Genomic DNA, 18,680 nt, shown 5'->3' on the forward strand with positions numbered 1-18,680 from the left:
TGGTCAAATCCCTTAAGCTTTGGGGATCGGATCTGTCGGTGCCGGGCCAGGCCCGTCACACAGGAGGGCGCGTTTCCTCAAACCATGCAACCGAAGAGGACGCGATGACTAAGCGCAGTGAGGCGAAGTACAAGATCGATCGCCGTATGGGCCAGAACATCTGGGGCCGCCCGAAGAGCCCCGTGAACCGCCGCGAATATGGCCCCGGCCAGCACGGCCAGCGTCGCAAGGGCAAGCTCTCCGACTTCGGCGTGCAGCTGCGCGCCAAGCAGAAGCTGAAGGGCTATTACGCCAACATCTCCGAGCGTCAGTTCCACGGCATCTATGTCGAGGCGAGCCGCCTCAAGGGCGACACCGGCGAGAACCTGATCGGCCTCCTGGAGCGTCGTCTCGACGCGGTCGTGTACCGCGCCAAGTTCGTCTCCACGATCTTCGCTGCCCGCCAGTTCATCAACCACGGCCACGTCAAGGTGAACGGCCGCAAGGTCAACATCTCGAGCTACCAGCTCAAGGTCGGCGACGTGATCGAGGTCAAGGAAGCCTCCAAGCAGCTCGCCCACGTGCTCGAAGCCAGCCAGCTGCCCGAGCGCGAGGTCCCCGACTATCTCGAAGTCGACCACGGCAAGATGACCGCGAAGTACACCCGCATCCCCGGCCTCTCCGACGTGCCGTTCCCGGTGCAGATGGAGCCGCATCTGGTCGTCGAATTCTATTCGCGCTAAGATCTGAATATCAAAAGGCCCCGGTTCGCCGGGGCCTTTTTGCTTAAGAGCCACACTTCAGTGGCCGCACTGCTTAGGAGCCATCGCATGCTCTACACCCCTCCCCCCGTCGATCCCAAGGCGCCGCCGGTGCGCATCAATCTGCTCTCGGACACGCAGACCAGGCCGACGGCCGCGATGCGCGAGGCGATGGCGCGGGCGGAGGTCGGCGACGAGCAGGTCGGCGACGATCCGACCGTGAACGCGCTGTGCGAGCGCGTCGCAGATCTGCTCGGCAAGGAAGCGGCGGTCTACATGCCCTCCGGCACGATGTGCAACGTCACCGCGACGCTGGTGCATTGCCGTCCCGGCGACGAGATCCTCGCCCATGAGACCGCGCACATCATCGCGCGCGAGGGCGGCGCGCATGCGGCGATCGGCGGTTTCCAGGTCACGCAGCTCAAGGGCGAGGGCGGCCAGTTCACGCCGGAAACCCTTCGCAAGGCGCTGCACCCGCGAACGCGCTACCAGCCGCCGCAGACCGTCGTCAGCGTCGAGCAGACCGCCAATATCGGCGGCGGCACGATCTGGAAGAAGACCGCGCTCGACGAGATCGTCGCGATCGCCAGGCAACACGGACTCGTCACCCACATGGACGGCGCGCGCCTGCTCAACGCCACCGTGGCAACCGGCATCTCTCCGCGCGACATGACCGCTGGCTGGGATTCGGCCTGGATCGATTTCTCCAAGGGCCTCGGTGCGCCGATCGGCGGCGTGCTCGCGGGCTCACGCGCTTTCATCGATGCGGTGTGGCAGTGGAAGCAGCGCCTCGGCGGCTCGATGCGGCAGGCCGGAATCTGCGCGGCGGCCTGCATCTACGCGCTCGACCATCACGTCGAGCGCCTGGCCGACGACCATGCCAATGCGCGGGCGCTCGCCCGCGGACTGTTGCAGATCTCAGGCATCGAGGTGCAGGAGCCCGAGACCAATCTCGTGTTCTTCAAGCCCGATGGCGCCGGCATCCCTGGCGACAAGATGGTCACCGCGCTCCGACAGCGCGGCGTGACGCTCGCGATGATGGACGGCCGCATCCGCGCCTGCACCCATCTCGACGTCAATGCCGGCCAGATCGAGGAAACGATCGGATACGTGCGCGAGATCGTGCGCGGCGCCTGAATCAGCGCCCCATCGCCTGATAGATCAGCGTCTTCAGCTCGAGTTGAATCCGGCCGCGCTGCGACGGCGTCTGCGCCATGAAGATCCCGAACAGATCGTCCTCGGGATCGATGAAGAAGAACGTGCCGGCAACACCGTCCCAGCGATATTCGCCGAGCGGCCAAGAGGTGCCCGGCGGCACCGAGGTGCGCACCGCGAAGCCGAGGCCGAAGCCCGAGCTTTCCCCTGGGTAGTACATCCGGTCGCGTGCGATCTTCGTCTCGGGTCCGATGTGGTCCGAAACCATCAGCGCAATGGTCTCGGGCTTCAGATAGCGATGGGCCTCATAAGTGCCGCCATTCAGCAGCATCTGCGCGAAACGGGCGTAGTCGCCGATCGTGCCGACCATGCCGGCGCCGCCCGATTCCCATCTCACAGGCCGCCTGATGTCGCGAACTTCAGTCGTCGGGCTGATGCTGCGGTCGCCCGGCATAGGCTCGGCGATACGTGCAAACCTGGCGGGATCGGCAACGTAGAACGCAGTCTCGCTCATGCCGAGCGGATCGAGCAGCCGCTCCTTCGCGAACTGGAGCAGCGTCTTGCCCGAAACCACCTCGACGAGGCGGCCGAGCACGTCGGTAGCAAAGCCGTAGGTCCACACCGTGCCGGGCTGCTCGGCGAGGGGCAGCGTGGCGATCTTCGCTACGAACTCGGCATTGGAAAGATCGCTGTTGAAGAGGTCGGCCGCAGCATGGAGCTCACGCACCAGTCCACCGCCATAAAAGCCGTAAGGCAGCCCCGCGGTGTGGCGCAGGAGGTCCTTGATCGTGATCGGACGCTGCTGCGGCTCAAGCACCAGCGAAACCTTGCCGTCCGCTGCTTTCCTTTCGATGCCCACCTTCATGTCGGCAAAGGCCGGAATGTACTTGGACACGGGATCGTCAAGTGAAAGCCTGCCCTGCTCGACCAGCATCATCGCCACGACGGATGTGATCGACTTCGACATCGAATAGAGGCGGAAGATCGTATCCACGCTCATCGATATCTGGGTGCCGACATCGCGAACGCCGAAATTCTCGTAGTAGACGGGCTTGCCGTGTTGCTGGAGCAGCAGGATGGCGCCGGGGATCTTGCCGGTCGCAACCTCGTTCCGGATGTAGTCGGAAACCTTCGCCAGCCCTTCCGTGGAGAGAGTACGGGCAGCGCGTCCTTCGGCGCCGGCCTTCGCACCGACGACGGCAACGAGAAGAACGAGCCCCGCGATAAACGCGCGGCGCCCACGCAATTCACTTCTCCATGGCTTCATAAACCGACCGCTCAATGCTCGCTGCACGCGCTCGCACTCGGTCGGGATCTGCTTCAGGAGGATGAAGAACAGGTCCTGCTTCGGGGCGATCACGAAACAGCACCCCGATCTTGCCGGGGGCCGCCGTGTCGCGCCAGCGCCTCGGCATGGAGTTCGGCGCCAGGCTCGGCGAAGCAGCAGAACACCACTCGCGCAACGCACGGCGCAGCAGCGAGCGCCTCGATCGTTGTGCGCACCGCGATATCGGCCGCCCGGTCGGCAGGAAAACGGAAAATGCCGGTTGAAATCGCAGGGAATGCCACCGAGGTCAGCTTGTGTCGACCGCACAGCTCCATCGATCGGCGATAGCAGGAGGCCAGCAGATCGTCCTCGCCGAGCGTGCCGCCATTCCAGACCGGGCCGACGGTGTGGATCACATGTGCGGCCCTGAGCCGATAACCGCTGGTGATCTTCGCGTCACCCGTCTTGCAGCCGTGGAGATTGCGGCATTCGGCGACGAGCTCGGGCCCGGCCGCCCGATGGATCGCACCGTCCACGCCGCCCCCGCCAAGGAGCGACGTGTTGGCGGCGTTGACGATGGCGTCGACGCCGAGTGTCGTGATGTCGGCAACGATGACCTCAAGCCTAGCGCCGGCGATCCGGCGCGTCAGCACGGTCACGTATCAGGCCGCGACGACGACGCCCTTTTCGGAGAAGAGCTGCTGCAATTCGCCGGCCTGGAACATCTCGCGGACGATGTCGCAGCCGCCCACGAACTCGCCCTTCACGTAGAGCTGCGGAATGGTCGGCCAGTTGGAGAACGTCTTGATGCCGTTGCGCAGTTCGGCGGATTCGAGGACGTTGAGGCCCTTATAGCCGACGCCGAGATGATCGAGGATCTGGACGACCTGGCCGGAGAAACCGCACTGCGGAAATTGCGGCGTGCCCTTCATGAACAGAACCACGTCGTTCGACTTCACTTCGTTGGCGATGAATTCCTCGATGCTCATATCCATGTCCTTCTGGGCCGAGCCCTCACCAGTCTTTTCGGGCCGGCTCGGCCGATTTAACCCGATACCTACCCATATATGTAGCCCAAACCGTTGTGCATCCAAAGTAAAATGGCGGCGACGGGCCCCCCGGGCGACAGTGCAGAGCCCAACAGGTCCATAGGCTGATGACATCAATATCATCGCCGGACGGGACTTTCATACCGTAACGGAGCCCCTATCTAGGACGAACCCTGTTTGTGGAACCGGGTCGCGCGAACAACGTTCTCTTGTCCTGTCTGGAGAAAAACGTGACGAAACAAGCCTCAGCTACGGCCGCCCCCCAGCTTTCGTCACCGTCCTCCCTCCCGGACGACCTCGCCCAGCGGCTGGAATCGGCGTTTCTCACCGTCCGCAATGAGACCGAACGGCGGGCAGCGCCGCTGTCACCTGAGGACCAGCAAATCCAGTCCATGCCCGATGCTAGCCCGACCAAATGGCACCGGGCCCATACCACATGGTTCTGGGAGCAATTCCTGCTCGGCGAGCACGCCGAGGGCTACCGGCCCTTCCACCCCGATTTCGCGTTCCTGTTCAATTCCTATTACGTCAGCGCCGGCCCGCGACATGCGCGCAATCATCGCGGCGACATCACCCGGCCCAGCGCCGACGAGGTCGGCGCCTATCGCAAATACGTTGATGCTGCCGTGGTCGAATTCTTCCGCGAGGCCGACGCGGACAAGCTCCAGTCCTTGGCACCGCTGGTGGAGGTCGGACTCAACCACGAACAGCAGCATCAGGAGCTGATGTTCACCGACATCCTGCATGCCTTTGCGCAGAACCCGATCTACCCGCCCTACGACCCGGACTGGCGCTTCCCGGCCGCAACACGCAGCGGCGATGACTGGCTGCCCCTCAACGAAGGCATCCACACTGTCGGCCATGTCGACGACAGCTTCCATTTCGACAACGAGAAGCCGGCGCACCGCGCCCTCGTCGGCCCGGTCAGGATCGCCCGCAATCTGGTCACCAATGCCGAGTGGCTCGCCTTCATGCGCGACGGCGGCTACCGGACGGCAACGCTGTGGCTGATGGACGGCTTTGCCGCGGCCAGCAAGGAAGACTGGCAGGCCCCGGGCTATTGGCGCGAGGTCGACGGCGCATGGCAGGTGATGACGCTGGCCGGCCTCAAGCCGGTCGATCCGGACGCACCTGTCTGCCACATCAGCTACTATGAGGCCGACGCCTTCGCGCGCTGGTCCGGAAAACACTTGCCGACCGAGATGGAATGGGAGGTCGCCGCCCGCACCAAGCAGCTCAACGACGCCTTCGGCATCGTCTGGCAATGGACCCGCAGCTCCTATTCACCCTATCCCGGTTACCGCACCGTCGAAGGCGCGCTCGGCGAGTACAACGGCAAGTTCATGGTCAACCAGCTGGTGCTGCGCGGCTCCTCGCTTGCAACTCCACAAGGCCACAGCCGTATCACCTATCGCAACTTCTTCTATCCGCACCATCGCTGGCAGTTCACCGGACTGCGGCTCGCCGATTACGACTAGTTCTCATCCGACGACAAATGCGCGCCGGACAGCGCGTTCAGGAGAGTATCATGAATGTGCACGCCAGCGCTTTGGCCGAAGCCCATCTTCCCGACGAGCAGACCACCGCCTTTGCCCGCGAGGCCATCGAGGACCTCTCGCAGCAGCCGAAAAAGCTGTCGCCGAAATATTTCTACGACGCGACCGGATCGGAGCTGTTCGAGGCGATCACGCGGCTGCCGGAATATTATCCGACGCGCACAGAGCTTGCGATCCTGAGAGAGCGCGGCGGAGAGATCGCAAACATCATTCCGGCGCACGCGGCGCTCGTCGAGTTCGGCGCGGGCGCGACCACGAAGGTCCGCCTGCTGCTCAATCATTGCAAGTTCGCGGCCTATGTCCCCGTCGATATCTCTGGCGACTTCCTGAAGGCGCAGGCAAACGGGCTGAAGCGGGATTTCCCGACGCTCGGCATCTATCCGGTCGCCGCCGACTTCACCACGCCGTTCGAGCTGCCCGGGCAGGTTGCATCCATGCCGAAGGTCGGCTTCTTCCCCGGCTCGACCATCGGCAATTTCGAGCCGAAAGACGCCCAGGCCTTCCTGAGGAGCGCCCGCAGGATTCTCGGCAAGGGCGCGCAGATGATCATCGGCGCCGATCTCGAGAAGGACGAGCGAATCCTCTTTGACGCCTACAACGACGCCGCCGGCGTCACCGCGCGTTTCAACCTCAATGTGCTGGTGCGCATCAACCGCGAGCTCGGCGGCAATTTCGATCTCTCCGCCTTCACCCATCGCGCGATCTACAATCGCGAGCGGCACCGCATCGAGATGCACCTGATCAGCAAGAAGAGCCAGACGGTGCGCCTGCTTGGCACCAGCTTCTCGTTCCGCCCGGGCGAGAGCATCCACACCGAGAACAGCTACAAATACAGCATCGAGCGTTTCGCCGCGTTGGCGCAGGGCGCGGGCTGGCACGTTCGCGAGAGCTGGACGGACGCGGCGAACATGTTCTCGGTGCACGCGCTCGAGGTGGCGCAGTAGCGCCGGGGTTCAATGCTCCGCCGCGTCTTCCGGCTCAGATCCCAGCGACACCGACTCCCACACCGCCACGACGATCATGATCGTCGTGGTGGCGATCGACAGCCACAGCGGCGAGAGGTCGGCGGCGAACCACCACAGCACCAGCAGCAGCAGGATGCCGGCCCCGTGCGAGAGCTGGAGGAAGCCGCGGATCGCGTACTTGAAGAGGATAGTGCCGACCAGGAACACCAGTGGGCCGCCGACCGTGCTCACGATGGTGCGGGTGTCGGAATGGCCGCTCGGGTGCTTCAGCACCAGCTCGTCCGAGACCGCGGTCAGGATGATGCCGGCGACGATCGGCGTGTGCAGGTAGGTGTAGGCGAGCCGCGCCAGGCGGCCGGATTCGGCGGATTTCGAGATGCGCTCGGCCCCGGCCTCCGCGCCCTTGTGGAAATAGATCCACCACATCGCGATGGCGCCGACCAGTGCGGAGACGAAGGCCAAGATGTTGTTCGCGGTCCAGTCGAGCTCGGCAAAGGTGGCGCCGTTGACGACGATGGCCTCACCGAGCGCGATGATGACGAACAGCGCGCAGCGCTCGGCCATGTGGCCGCCTTCGACGGCCCACGCCTCAAGCGAGGAAAACCCGAGCTTCGGGACCCAGAAGCGTGCCGCCGGCGAGATGTATTCCCAGGTCACCGCCACGATCCACAGCCATAGCCGCGCTTCTCCCTCGGTCAGGCCGCCTGCGATCCACAGGACCGCGGAGATCGACAGCCAGGTCAGGATGCGGATCGCGTTGTGCCGCACGGCCGTTCGATGCCGCGGCGTTGCGAACAGCCAGAATGCGGTACGTCCGACCTGCATGGTCGCATAGGCAATTGCGAACCACAGGCCGCGCCCCTCGAAGGCGGTCGGGATCGTCGTCGACAGCACGAGGCCGCCGAGCATCATCGCAAAGAGCAGGAGGCGGACCGGCGTCAGTTCGGGATTGAGCCAGTTGGTGACCCAGGCGGTGTAGACCCACACCCACCACACCGCGAGAAAAAGCACCGCGACGTGCACCGCGCCGATCGGCGTGAAATGATGCAGCAGCGTATGCGAGATCTGCGTGACGGCAAAGACGAAGACGAGGTCGAAGAACAGCTCGACAAAGGTGACGCGGCTGTGCTGGCTCGGCACAATAACGCGAAACATCGCGCCGCGCTGGTCGTCCGCAGCCATCATCGCTCCGTGATGCGATCAGGTCAGGTGCCGGGCACGCCGGTTTGCAGCGCCAGCGCGTGCAGGACGCCCCCCATCTGGCCGCGCAGGGACTGGTAGACGATCTGGTGCTGCTGGACGCGCGACTTGCCGCGGAAGGATTCCGAGATCACGGTCGCGGCATAGTGGTCGCCGTCGCCGGCGAGGTCACGGATGGTCACCTCGGCATCGGGGATCGCTGCCTTGATCATCGCCTCGATATCGTGGGCGTCCATGGGCATTCGGGTCTTGCTCCTTCTCGTCCAAGCTTTTTCTGGTCCAAGCGTTCGAATCGCTGCCGGGGGTCCCCTCGCCGGCAAGCTCAAACTTAGCGTGAACGGCCTTCTCCGTCACGCCTTCCGGCACTATATCCGTGATCCCATCAGGATAAAGGCACGACAAAGTGCCGCGCGCAGCAGATTGATCGAAAAGGCGTGAAATCATGAAGCTTCCAGGGCCCGACCACCCTATCACCATCACCCCAAATCCCCGGCGCGTCCGGGTGAGCGCAGGCGACGTCGTCATCGCCGAGACCAGCAAGGCGCTGACCCTCAAGGAGGCCAGATATCCGGCGGTGCAATATGTGCCACGAGAGGACACCAACATGGCCCTGCTGGAGCGCACCGACCGTGTCACCCACTGCCCGTACAAGGGGGACGCGAGCTATTTCAGCGTCAAGGCCAACGGCAAAATGCTGGATAACGCAATCTGGACCTATGAGACGCCCTTCCCCGCCATGGCCGAGATTAGCGGCCATCTCGCGTTCTATCCGGACAAGGTGAAGATCGAGGAAGTGGGGTAGCCCGCCAGATACGCTGCCGTCATGGCCGGGCCTCGTCCCGGCCATCCATGTTCTCGGCCGCAATCGATGGGTGCCCGGGTCGGATCCGCGGCATCACGACTGATGTGCGGGGGCTCATCCTTTGCTAAGCCCTGAAGATCGTGAGGCCCAGTATCAGCAGCACGAGGAAGATCACGACAAAGACGTAGAACAGGAAGCGGGCGATATCGGCGGAGGCGGCCGAAATGCCGGTGAAGCCGAGCACCCCGGCCACGATCGAGACAAGCAGGAAGATCAACGCCCATTTCAGGATCGTCATTGCCAGCTCCGAAATTGCTGCCGCCCCTTGCGGCCCCTCAAGCTCTTTTCGCGGATGCTAACTGCGCTATGCTGAGCCGGTTCCTAACCGCATCAGAGCACGCGACGGCTCTCACTCTTGCTGAATCAGGTTCCCGGCGGCACAGTCCGGCCGGAACAGAAGCGCTATCGGGGCAGCCATGATCACGGTGTCACATTCAGGGAGAATGGGCGCGGAGACTCACGACGCGCCAATGAGCAAGGCGCGCAATTTGTCGCTCGACCGCGCCCGCACCTTCCTGACGCTGGTGGTGCTGCTGCACCACGCCGTCATTCCCTACACCTATTTCGGCCACACCGATCCGACCTCCTGGATCGGCTTCGACATGATCGTGCTCGCCACCGACAGCTTCTTCATGGCGATGTTCTTCTTCCTGTCGGGACTGTTCACCTGGCCGGGCATCGCGCGCAAGGCGCCATCGGTGTTTCTGCGCGATCGCCTGTTGCGGCTGGGGCTGCCATTCGCGATCGCGGCCTTCACCGTCATCCCGCTCGCCTATTACGCGATCGCGCTGCGGCAGGAGCCCGAGCTGACCTTCGCTGCGTTCTGGTGGAAGACGGTGACATCAGGCCCGTGGCCCAGTGGCCCGGTCTGGTTCGTGTGGGTCCTGCTCGCTTTCGATCTGGCTGCAAGCCTGCTCTACCGGGTCTCGGCGCATCTGGTCGATCCGGTCAATCGCGTCTCCCTTCGCGGGTTTAAACAGCCGGTCGACTTCTGGCTGCTGCTGGTCCTCGTCAGCTTCGTCGCCTACGTTCCGGCGCTGGTCTACTACGGCGTCAACGAATGGTTCGAGTTCGGGCCGTTCTCGGTGCAGGCGAGCCGTGTCCTGCTCTACTTCGCCTATTTCTTCATCGGCGCCAGCGTCGGCGCTGTGAACCTCGATCACGGCATCCTCGGCGCCGAGGGCCAGTTGCCGAACAGCCGCTGGCATTGGGCGGTCGTCACTCTGATCCCCTACTGCTTGATGTGGGGCATGATCTACATCAAGCGCGAGATTCTCGGTAATCCCGATCCGCTGCCAACCTGGTACGATGTGTTCTACGGCACGTTCTTCGTGCTGTTCTCGGCCTCGATCATGCTCGCGATCCTCGCCTTCTTCCTGCATTCGAAAGCGCCGGGGCCGAACCTGCTCGACCGCCTGCAGGCGGATGCCTATGGCATGTTCCTGGTGCACTACCCGATCGCTCTGTGGATCCAGTACGCGCTGTACGATTACAGCCTGCCTGCGATCGTGAAGGCCACGGTCGGCTTCGTGCTCACGGTGATCCTGAGCTGGGGTGTGACGGCGGGCTTGCGGAAGATTCCGGGGGCGTCACACGTGTTGTGAGGGCGAGCTCTCCACTCGTCATTGCGAGCGCAGCGAAGCAATCCAGAATCCCTCCGCGGAGGTAGTCTGGATTGCTTCGTCGCTTCGCTCCTCGCAATGACGGAGTGTGGTAGCGCCTTACGCCGCCTTGCCGCCCATATATTCCGGCAGCCAGCGTTCGAACGACTTGCGCAGCGTGTCGATCGCAACCGGCGCTTCGCCTGCGATCGCGATCGCATCGCCCCCGGTGGTGCCGATCCGCACGCAAGGCACTTCGCAGCCACGCATCTTGGCGAGCACGCGGCCGGCTTCGGTTTCCGGCACGGTGACGAGATAGCGCGCCTGGTCCTCGCCGAACCAATAAGCCTGCGGCACCAGCGCGGTCGGCGCCGCGAGCAGTTTTGCGCCGATACCGCCCGCTATCGCCATCTCGGCCAGCGCAATCAGGAGGCCGCCGTCGGACAGGTCGTGCACGGCCGTCGCCGTGCCGGCATGGATCATGCCGCGAACGACGTCGCCGTTGCGCTTCTCGGCAGCGAGATCGACCGGCGGCGGTGCGCCCTCCTCGCGGCCGCAGATGTCGCGCAGGTAGACCGACTGGCCGAGCCAGCCGTGGGTCTCGCCGACCAGCAGGATCGCCTCGCCTTCGGCCTTGAAGGCGAGGGAAGCGGATTTGGTGAAATCGTCGAGCAGGCCGACGCCGCCGATCGAGGGCGTCGGCAGGATCGCGCGGCCGTTGGTCTCGTTGTAGAGCGAGACGTTGCCGGAGACGACCGGGAAATCCAGCGTGCGGCAGGCTTCCGAGATACCCTTCAGGCAGCCGACGAACTGGCCCATGATCTCGGGCCGCTCAGGATTGCCGAAGTTGAGATTGTCGGTGATCGCGAGCGGCTTGCCGCCGACCGCGGTGATATTGCGCCAGGCTTCCGCCACCGCCTGCTTGCCGCCCTCGAACGGGTCGGCCTCGCAATAGCGCGGCGTGACGTCGACGGTCAGCGCCAGCCCCTTGGGCCCGTCCTGCACGCGCACCACGGCGGCATCGCCGCCCGGACGCTGCATGGTGTTGCCGAGGATGACGTGGTCGTACTGCTCCCAAACCCAGCGCTTGGAGCACATGTCGGGCGTTCCGATCAGCTTCTCCAGAGCAGGCCCGAGGCCCATCGGCGCCGGCACGTCGCGGGCGTGCACGACCGCCAGCGCGGCGGAGGGGACATGCGGGCGGTCATAGACCGGCGCCTCGTCGCCGAGCTCCTTGATCGGCAGATCGGCCATGACGTCGCCGCCATGCTTGACCACGAAGCGCTTGCTCGGCGTGGTGTAGCCGACCACCGCGAAGTCGAGGCCCCATTTCTTGAAGATCGCCTCGGCTTCCTTTTCCTTCTCGGGCTTGAGCACCATGAGCATGCGCTCCTGGCTCTCCGAGAGCATCATCTCATAGGCGCTCATACCGGTCTCGCGGGTCGGCACCGCATCGAGATCGAGGTCGACGCCGAGGTCGCCCTTGGCGCCCATCTCGACCGCCGAGCAGGTCAGGCCCGCAGCGCCCATGTCCTGGATCGCGATGACGCAGCCCTTCTCCATGATCTCGAGGCAGGCCTCGAGCAGCAGCTTCTCGGCGAAGGGATCGCCGACCTGCACGGTCGGGCGCTTCTCCTCGGACTTGTCGTCGAACTCGGCCGAGGCCATCGAGGCGCCATGGATGCCGTCGCGCCCCGTTTTGGAGCCGAGATAGACGATCGGCATGTTCACGCCGGAGGCGGCCGCATAGAAGATCTTGTCGGCATCGGCGAGGCCGACAGCCATCGCGTTGACGAGGATGTTGCCGTCATAGCGGGTGTGGAAGCGCACCTGGCCGCCGACCGTCGGCACGCCGAAGGAATTGCCGTAGCCGCCGACGCCGGCGACAACGCCGGAGACGAGGTGCCGCGTCTTGGCATGCTCGGGCGCCCCGAAGCTGAGCGCATTGAGGCAGGCAATCGGACGCGCGCCCATCGTGAACACGTCGCGCAAGATGCCGCCGACACCGGTGGTCGCGCCCTGATAGGGCTCGATGTAGCTCGGGTGGTTGTGGCTCTCCATCTTGAAGACCACGGCCTGGCCGTCGCCGATATCGATCACGCCGGCATTCTCGCCGGGCCCCTGGATCACCCACGGCGCCTTGGTCGGCAGGCCGCGCAAATGGATGCGGGAGGACTTATACGAGCAATGCTCGTTCCACATCGCCGAGAAGATGCCGAGCTCGGTGAAGGTCGGCTCCCGCCCGATCAGCTTCAGGATGCGCTCGTACTCGTCAGGCTTGAGCCCGTGGGCGGCAACCAGTTCGGGGGTGATCTTGGGTTCATTCTTCGACATGGGCTGACACTCTTGCGGCGCTGACCGCTGCGTTCCCTCCCCCCTTGTGGGGGAGGGTTAGGGAGGGGGGTAAGCCCCACGGCCGGTGCCCGCGGCTACCCCCCTCTCCAGCTCTCCCCCACAAGGGGGGAGAGAGCAGAGCGGAGCACGTGGTGAGCGCAACGCCAGACATCGGAAGATGCTTTTCCCTTGGATTCGAGACCGTTCTTAGGAACATCGGGGGCTCACGAAAAGCCCTTTATGGCGCATTTTCCCGCTGTCCCACGTTTTGCGCCGGGGGCCCCGCGGGAACAGGAATTGCACGTCGCGGATGGATCGGATTTAAGGGCTCAACACCCGCAATTGAAGGCCCATTTCCTTGCACGAATTGACCAAGACACCCCCGCCCCGCCGCCCCGACCTCCATGTCGCCACCGAGGGCGAATTTGTCGGCTGGCGGACCTGGATTCGCGACAGTTTCGAGTCCCATGTCGGCCCCTTCTGGCACCGGATCGAGGCGGACGGCAGCGTCAGCTGCGCGTTCCGGGTCGAGAAAAAGCACCTCAACGGCTCCGGCAACGTCCATGGCGGCTGCTTCATGGCGTTTGCCGACTACTCCCTGTTTGCGATCGCCACCCATGTCCTGGACAGCCGGGCGGTGACGACCAACTTCGCCTGCGAATTCCTCGACGCGGCACGCGAGGGCGAGCTGATCGAATGCACCGGCGAGGTCAGCCGCGCCGGCGGTTCGCTGATCTTCCTGCGCGGCAAGATGACGTCCGGCGAGCGGCTGCTGCTGACCTTTTCCGGCACGATCAAGCGGATGAAGCGGAAGTCGCTCCCCCAGCCAAACGCATAGCTCGGCACCTTCCCTTTTCGCGCCCCCTCGCCCAAAGTTGGCCAAGCGCTTTTGCGCCGGGGAGCAGGAACAAGGTGCCGCAGAGCACATCGCAGGCGGATCGCGCGGCGGCATCCGCATCAACGCCGTTGCCGTCCATGCCCGCCATCGGCGCGCGCAGCTGGCGCGACTACGCCCTGCTGTTGGCACTGGCCTGCTGCTGGAGCTCCACCTATCCGCTGGCGAAGCTGGCGCTGGATACGATCCCACCCATCACCTTCATCTCGGCGCGCTCGCTGATCGCGGCCGCCTTCCTGTTCGCGATCCTGTGGATGCGCGGCGTCAGGATCCCGACCGATGCGAAGGCCTGGAAGCTGTTCGCGACCCAGCAATTGATCAACTCGACGTTTCCTTTTCTGATCATCACCTGGTCGCAGCAATATGTGCCGGCGTCGAACACGGTGGTGCTGGCCTCGACCACGCCGATCTTCGCCTTCCTGATCACCTCGCTGATCACGCGGCACGAGCCGGCGACGCTGCTCAAGCTCGCCGGTGCGATCCTCGGCCTTGCCGGAACCATCGCCATCGTCGGCCTCGATGCGCTGCGCGGCTTCGGCAGCGAGATCGTGGCCGAGATCGCAATCCTGCTCGCCACCATCTCCTTTGCCTGCGCGACGATCTTCGGCCTCCGCCTGTCCGAATACGATCCCATGGTGGTGGCGGCCGGCTCGCTACTGTTTGGCGGCCTTGTGCTGCTGCCGCCCTCGCTGCTCATCGACCAGCCCTGGACGCTGCAGCCGACGCCGACGGCGATCGTCGCCACCGTCGTCATGGGCATCGTCTCCAGCGCCTTGGGATTGATGTTGTTCTACGTCTGCCTCGGACGGCTCGGCACACTGACGACGAACGCGCAAGGCTATTTGCGCATCCCGATCGGCGTCGGCCTGTCCGTGCTGCTGCTCGGCGAGAGCGTGCCGTCGAACCTCGCGCTCGGACTATTGCTGGTCATGGCGGGCGTTGCGGCGATGACGGTGCCGGCGAAAAAGTTGAAGTGGCGGTAGCGAAAGATGCTCCCTCTCCCGCTTGCTTGCGGGAGAGGTTACGGGCCGCAGTTGCTCAACTGGGCTCGATCAAGCCGACACGAGATAGCCCAGCTGGATGGCGAGCGCGTCGTGAAGCCCCGTCTGCACGATCTGGGCTGGTTGAAAGCTTCCGTTGCCGTTTCCATAGAGCACGCCGGCAGAACCGCCATTGTCGAGCGCGGCAATATCGAGGCGGCCGTCGCCATCGATGTCACCGACCGCCATCGAAATGGTTGTTTGATCGCCGTTCGGTGAAGCACCGTTGGACCAATTGGACTGCGGCTGGAACGTACCGTCACCGTTGCCCAGCATGGTGAAGACGCTGCTATTCACGTCGTGCGTCGCGCCGACGACGTCGAGCTTGCCATCGCCATTCAGGTCGGCCAAGATCAGGTCGGTGGTTTCCTCCGACTGATAGGCAATTGAATTCAACGGAATACCACTGGAGAGCGGCATAGCCGCTTGTAAAGTGCCGTCGCCGTTGCCCAGCAGCACGGCCATGGAGTGGGGTGTCTTGCCCGGCGCGAGGTTGTTGTCGTCAAATCACCCGGTGACGACATCGAGCCTGCCGTCGCCATTGACGTCGCCGACTGCAACCGCTTCGGTCATTTCGTGCTCGACGACGATGTTTCCCGTCGAATAGATCGTGGCCGTCCCAAAACTGCCGTCGCCGTTCCCGAGCAGCATGCCGACGCTGTCGGTCGTGTTGTCCTCCGTCGACGACCCTGCCGCGCCGACGGTCACGATGTCGAGCTTGCCGTCTGCATTGAAATCGCCGCTCGCCAGCGCGTAGGTGATCTGCGACCGCGAGGCGTAGACGGTCCCGGTGCTATAGGGCTTGCCGTCCTGGAAGGTGCCGTCGCCGTTTCCAAGGAGCACACCCAGGCTGCCGTCGGACGATTCAAGGCCCACCCCTGCGGTCGCGATGTCGGGCACACCGTCTCCGTTGAAGTCGGCGATATCGAGCGCGAACGTGTATTCGTGGTTCGGCCCCCACGACGTGCCATCATGATAGGCGGATCCCGGGCCGAAGGTCCCGTCGCCGTGCCCGAGCAGCACCCCGACGCTGGCGCTCGAATTGGTGCCGAGGCCGGCAAGGGCAGTGGTCACAATATCGGATACGCCGTCACCATCGAGATCGGCGATTCCGATAGCGGTCGTGTATTCGAGCGTGCCGTTATAATAGCTTGTCCCGTTGTGATAGAGGGCCGGGGTCTGAAAGCCGCCGGCGTCATCGTGCAGCACAACGGCAAGGGAGCCCGGGTCCGCCACAATGTCCGTGAACTCCGCTCCCACCACAATGTCGAGGCGCCTGGCTTCGTCGGCGCCATGGATGGTCACGTCGATGACTTGATGGGCGGTGCCGTCCGCAGAGGTGACCGTCAGGTGGTCGTGCCTGACATCATTGGCGGTCAATGCCTGGACATTGGCCGCGCCGTTGTCGAGCGTATAGCCCCAGACGCCGGTCGCTGGGTCGAACGCGAAGGTCCCATAGGTGCCTGCCAACGAAGCCGGCACCTGGAACTCACTCTGACCGTGATCGGGGTCGGTGACGGTCAGCGCGCCACGTGCGGTCTGGTCGGCGCCGTCCTCCGTCACCGTTCCGGTCGACGTGCCACTGATCGTGGCGGCATCGTTGACGCCGTCGATATGGACGTGGACATGAGCCTCACTCAACCTGCCGTATCCCAACCGGATCGCGTACACGAAATCGTCGTCGATGACGTCCCCGGCCGCCATGGAGTTGAAATCGGTCGCCCCGAGCGCGGACAGCGAATGGCCGAGATCGAGTTCGATCTGGCCGTGATCGATACGGATCAGATTGCCGTTATCGGTGATTTCCCAAGGCGAGGTCCCGTCGGGACCAACGTCCTTTGCCAAAAGCGCCCAATCGAACCGCCAGCCGCCGCCGTCTTCGATCGAATAGAGCCTTGCGGCATGGCTCGCGCGATCATTTGCGAGGACGTCCAGCGACAGGATACCAGTCGTGACCTGTTCGGCTTGCGCCTGATCCTCGGTCAGTCCGAAAACGTCATTGACGGCGTGATGATTGACGGCGTGAGAGAACTTCCAACGCCAGGCAGAGCCGAAGTGCATCAGGATGTTTCCATATGTCGAGCGGCTCACCTCCTCAGCCGCCACGAATGTACACACAGATTGCGACCACTTTTGTGCACAGCGGATCCGACAACCGTGATCGACCGGATTTCTGGTCAGACCCCGCCAATGCACCACGGCAGCCGCGGCGCGTGCGAAAAATGAATGATTATGGACGGAAGGAGCGCCGCTATTTGCTGGCGTCGTCCGCCAGCATCTTCCGGTATTTTTCGACGTCGCGCGTCACCAGCTGTTGCAGCAGCTCCGGCGCATGCTCATTGGCCTCGGGCGCGACGGTCGAAAGGTCCGCAAAGCGCTTCTTCACCGCTTGGGTTTCAACGGCGGTGCGCGCGGCGGCGTTCAGCTTGGCGATGACGGACGGCGAGGTGCCCTTGGGCGCGAACAGGCCGTTCCAGCCCTGAGCCTCGAATTCGGGCAGGCCCGCTTCGGCGGAGGTCGGCAGATCAGGCAGCGTTGCGAGGCGCACGGTCGAGCCGACCACGAGACCCTTTACCAGCTTCTCGTTGATCGACTGCGAGACCGAGGCGGCCGCGTCGCACACGCCGTCGATCTGGCCGCCGACGGCATCGGTCAGCGCAGGCGCGGCGCCGCGATAGCCGACCAGGGTCACGTCGATCCCGGCGGCGGTGATGAAGCTCTTGCAGATCAGATAGTTCGAGGAGCCGACGCCGGCATGGCCGAGATTGATCTTGCCCGGATTGGCCTTGGCGTAGGCGATGAACTCTTTGAGGTCCTTCGCAGGAAAGTCCTTGCGCAGCGCGACGATGCCGAACGTCTTCGCCACCATGGCGATCGGCACGAACGAGTCCGGAGTGAACGGCAGTTTTGGATAGATCGTGTAGGTCGCGGCATTGGTGCCGGCATTGCCTATTGCGATGGTGTAACCGTCGGGCTCGGCGCGAGAGGCGCGCGCCAGCGCGGTCGAGCCGCCGGCGCCGGCAACGTTCTCGATCACGATGGTCTGGCCAAGCGTGATGCCCATTTGCTCGGCGACCGCCCGCGCGATCACGTCCGAGGTGCCGCCGGCCGCGAACGGCACGATCATGGTGATCGGACGTTTTGGGAAATCCTGGGCGAACGCAGCGGTCGCGAACGACACCGCCGCCATCGCGGCGAGCGTCCGCTTCAACGCCAGCAGGATCACGCGGCTTTTTCCAGATGCTGGACGAGGCCGGCGAACAGGCCGCGGCCGTCGGTGCAGCCCATGATGTCTTCGACGTGGTTTTCCGGATGGGGCATCATGCCGAGCACGTTGCCCTTGTCGTTGACGATGCCGGCGATGGAATGCGCCGCGCCATTGATGTTGGCGGCCTCGTCGACCACGCCATCCGCGGAGCAGTAGCGGTAGAGCACCCGCCCCTCGCCTTCGAGCCGCTTGATGGTTTCTTCGTCCGCCTCGTAATTGCCCTCGCCGTGCGCGACGGGCACGCGGATCACCTGTCCGGCATTGTAGCCGCGGGTGAACGGGGTGTCAGAGCGCTCGACGCGCAGATGCACGTCCTTGCAGATGAATTTCAGCCGCGCATTGCGCATCAGGACGCCCGGCAGCAGGCCGGATTCACAGAGGATCTGAAAACCGTTGCAGACGCCGAGCACGAGCCCGCCCTTGGCAGCATAGTCGCGTACCGCGTCCATCACCGGCGCACGGGCCGCAATCGCGCCGCAGCGCAGATAGTCGCCGTAGGAGAAGCCGCCGGGCACGACGACGAGATCGGTGCCCGCCGGCAGCGAGGTCTCGGCGTGCCAGACCATCGCGGGCTCGCTGCCGGAGATCAGCCTCAACGCGCGCGCCATGTCGCGCTCGCGGTTGATTCCGGGAAAGACGAGGATGGCGGCTTTCATGGCAGGGGTTCCGACGGTGCGCGGGGATCGGGGCTGGCCAACGGGCCAATTCGTGAACAGACATAACCATTTGACGCGGATTTTACCAGTGC

19 protein-coding genes and 1 pseudogene are annotated in these 18,680 nt (G+C 64.2%); 8 read left to right on the forward strand and 12 right to left on the reverse strand.

The window, feature by feature from the left end; genetic code table 11:
- The first annotated feature begins 104 nt into the window (after nt 1-104).
- Both rpsD and ABIG06_RS37000 read left to right on the forward strand, forming a co-directional pair.
- Nucleotides 105-722, forward strand: coding sequence for a 30S ribosomal protein S4 (gene rpsD, locus ABIG06_RS36995; protein WP_061882948.1), 618 nt, complete (start codon nt 105-107; stop codon nt 720-722).
- Between the two features lie 87 nt (nt 723-809).
- Nucleotides 810-1,877, forward strand: a complete 1,068-nt coding sequence (locus tag ABIG06_RS37000) for a threonine aldolase family protein (protein WP_124162342.1) — start codon at nt 810-812, stop codon at nt 1,875-1,877.
- Between the two features lies 1 nt (nt 1,878).
- Here ABIG06_RS37000 and ABIG06_RS37005 read toward each other — a convergent pair whose 3' ends face one another.
- The 4 genes and pseudogenes from ABIG06_RS37005 to grxD all read right to left on the reverse strand — a co-directional run bounded on the left by ABIG06_RS37005 (nt 1,879) and on the right by grxD (nt 4,151).
- Nucleotides 1,879-3,141, reverse strand: a complete 1,263-nt coding sequence (locus ABIG06_RS37005; protein ID WP_199752038.1) for a serine hydrolase domain-containing protein — start codon at nt 3,139-3,141, stop codon at nt 1,879-1,881.
- A 1-nt stretch (nt 3,142) separates the two neighbouring features.
- Nucleotides 3,143-3,270: pseudogene (locus ABIG06_RS37010) on the reverse strand (serine hydrolase); the annotation flags it as partial.
- Nucleotides 3,252-3,821: an O-acetyl-ADP-ribose deacetylase gene (locus tag ABIG06_RS37015; protein ID WP_124162344.1), complete on the reverse strand. Its 570-nt coding sequence runs from the start codon at nt 3,819-3,821 to the stop codon at nt 3,252-3,254. The gene ABIG06_RS37015 and the pseudogene ABIG06_RS37010, both read right to left, overlap by 19 nt.
- 3 nt (nt 3,822-3,824) lie before the next feature.
- The gene (gene grxD, locus ABIG06_RS37020; protein ID WP_194393118.1) at nt 3,825-4,151 is read right to left on the reverse strand and encodes a Grx4 family monothiol glutaredoxin; all 327 of its coding nucleotides are present in this window, start codon (nt 4,149-4,151) and stop codon (nt 3,825-3,827) included.
- Between the two features lie 239 nt (nt 4,152-4,390).
- Here grxD and egtB point away from each other — a divergent pair, with 239 nt between their 5' ends.
- Complete coding sequence (gene egtB, locus ABIG06_RS37025; protein ID WP_370140517.1) at nt 4,391-5,689, forward strand: ergothioneine biosynthesis protein EgtB; 1,299 nt, start codon at nt 4,391-4,393, stop codon at nt 5,687-5,689.
- A 50-nt stretch (nt 5,690-5,739) separates the two neighbouring features.
- On the forward strand, nt 5,740-6,711 hold the full coding sequence (egtD, locus tag ABIG06_RS37030) for an L-histidine N(alpha)-methyltransferase (RefSeq protein ID WP_370140518.1): 972 nt from the start codon (nt 5,740-5,742) through the stop codon (nt 6,709-6,711).
- 9 nt (nt 6,712-6,720) lie between these two features.
- On the opposite strand, the gene ABIG06_RS37035 is transcribed toward egtD, so the two are convergent.
- Both ABIG06_RS37035 and ABIG06_RS37040 read right to left on the reverse strand, forming a co-directional pair.
- Nucleotides 6,721-7,914, reverse strand: coding sequence for a low temperature requirement protein A (locus tag ABIG06_RS37035; RefSeq protein ID WP_370140519.1), 1,194 nt, complete (start codon nt 7,912-7,914; stop codon nt 6,721-6,723).
- Nucleotides 7,915-7,937: 23 nt separating this feature from the next.
- A complete protein-coding gene (locus ABIG06_RS37040; protein ID WP_011088461.1) occupies nt 7,938-8,174 on the reverse strand; it encodes a BolA family protein in 237 nt (78 codons plus the stop codon).
- Nucleotides 8,175-8,374: 200 nt separating this feature from the next.
- On the opposite strand from ABIG06_RS37040, the gene ABIG06_RS37045 reads away from it, so the two are divergent.
- Nucleotides 8,375-8,734, forward strand: coding sequence for a DUF427 domain-containing protein (locus ABIG06_RS37045; RefSeq protein ID WP_124162349.1), 360 nt, complete (start codon nt 8,375-8,377; stop codon nt 8,732-8,734).
- 124 nt (nt 8,735-8,858) lie between these two features.
- Here ABIG06_RS37045 and ABIG06_RS37050 read toward each other — a convergent pair whose 3' ends face one another.
- Nucleotides 8,859-9,032 carry a DUF1328 domain-containing protein gene (locus tag ABIG06_RS37050; RefSeq protein ID WP_007612121.1) on the reverse strand — a complete coding sequence of 58 codons (174 nt, stop codon included), beginning with the start codon at nt 9,030-9,032 and terminating at the stop codon, nt 8,859-8,861.
- A gap of 178 nt (nt 9,033-9,210) precedes the next feature.
- Between ABIG06_RS37050 and ABIG06_RS37055 the strand changes: the two genes are divergently transcribed.
- Nucleotides 9,211-10,398, forward strand: a complete 1,188-nt coding sequence (locus ABIG06_RS37055; RefSeq protein ID WP_370140520.1) for an acyltransferase family protein — start codon at nt 9,211-9,213, stop codon at nt 10,396-10,398.
- Between the two features lie 117 nt (nt 10,399-10,515).
- Here the strand turns inward: ABIG06_RS37055 and purL are convergent, their stop codons facing one another.
- The gene (gene purL / locus ABIG06_RS37060) at nt 10,516-12,729 is read right to left on the reverse strand and encodes a phosphoribosylformylglycinamidine synthase subunit PurL (RefSeq protein WP_370140521.1); all 2,214 of its coding nucleotides are present in this window, start codon (nt 12,727-12,729) and stop codon (nt 10,516-10,518) included.
- Nucleotides 12,730-13,087: 358 nt separating this feature from the next.
- On the opposite strand from purL, the gene ABIG06_RS37065 reads away from it, so the two are divergent.
- Together ABIG06_RS37065 and ABIG06_RS37070 are read left to right on the forward strand one after the other, a co-directional pair.
- Nucleotides 13,088-13,567, forward strand: a complete 480-nt coding sequence (locus ABIG06_RS37065; protein ID WP_199752263.1) for a PaaI family thioesterase — start codon at nt 13,088-13,090, stop codon at nt 13,565-13,567.
- A gap of 74 nt (nt 13,568-13,641) precedes the next feature.
- Nucleotides 13,642-14,607 (forward strand): DMT family transporter, encoded by a 966-nt coding sequence (locus ABIG06_RS37070; RefSeq protein ID WP_370140522.1) that lies wholly within the window; start codon nt 13,642-13,644, stop codon nt 14,605-14,607.
- 69 nt (nt 14,608-14,676) lie between these two features.
- On the opposite strand, the gene ABIG06_RS37075 is transcribed toward ABIG06_RS37070, so the two are convergent.
- From ABIG06_RS37075 to purQ, 4 genes are read right to left on the reverse strand one after another with little or no spacing between them, the layout of a single operon-like run.
- A complete protein-coding gene (locus ABIG06_RS37075) occupies nt 14,677-15,129 on the reverse strand; it encodes an FG-GAP repeat domain-containing protein (RefSeq protein ID WP_370140523.1) in 453 nt (150 codons plus the stop codon).
- A gap of 42 nt (nt 15,130-15,171) precedes the next feature.
- Complete coding sequence (locus tag ABIG06_RS37080; protein ID WP_370140524.1) at nt 15,172-16,863, reverse strand: VCBS domain-containing protein; 1,692 nt, start codon at nt 16,861-16,863, stop codon at nt 15,172-15,174.
- Nucleotides 16,864-16,915: 52 nt separating this feature from the next.
- Nucleotides 16,916-17,890, reverse strand: a complete 975-nt coding sequence (locus tag ABIG06_RS37085) for a tripartite tricarboxylate transporter substrate binding protein BugD (protein WP_370140525.1) — start codon at nt 17,888-17,890, stop codon at nt 16,916-16,918.
- Nucleotides 17,887-18,588, reverse strand: a complete 702-nt coding sequence (purQ, locus tag ABIG06_RS37090; protein ID WP_370140526.1) for a phosphoribosylformylglycinamidine synthase subunit PurQ — start codon at nt 18,586-18,588, stop codon at nt 17,887-17,889. The genes ABIG06_RS37085 and purQ overlap by 4 nt, the downstream gene beginning before the upstream one ends.
- Nucleotides 18,589-18,680 lie beyond the last annotated feature (92 nt).

Origin of the sequence: Bradyrhizobium sp. USDA 326, assembly GCF_049739485.1 — a bacterium.
Lineage (GTDB): Bacteria > Pseudomonadota > Alphaproteobacteria > Rhizobiales > Xanthobacteraceae > Bradyrhizobium.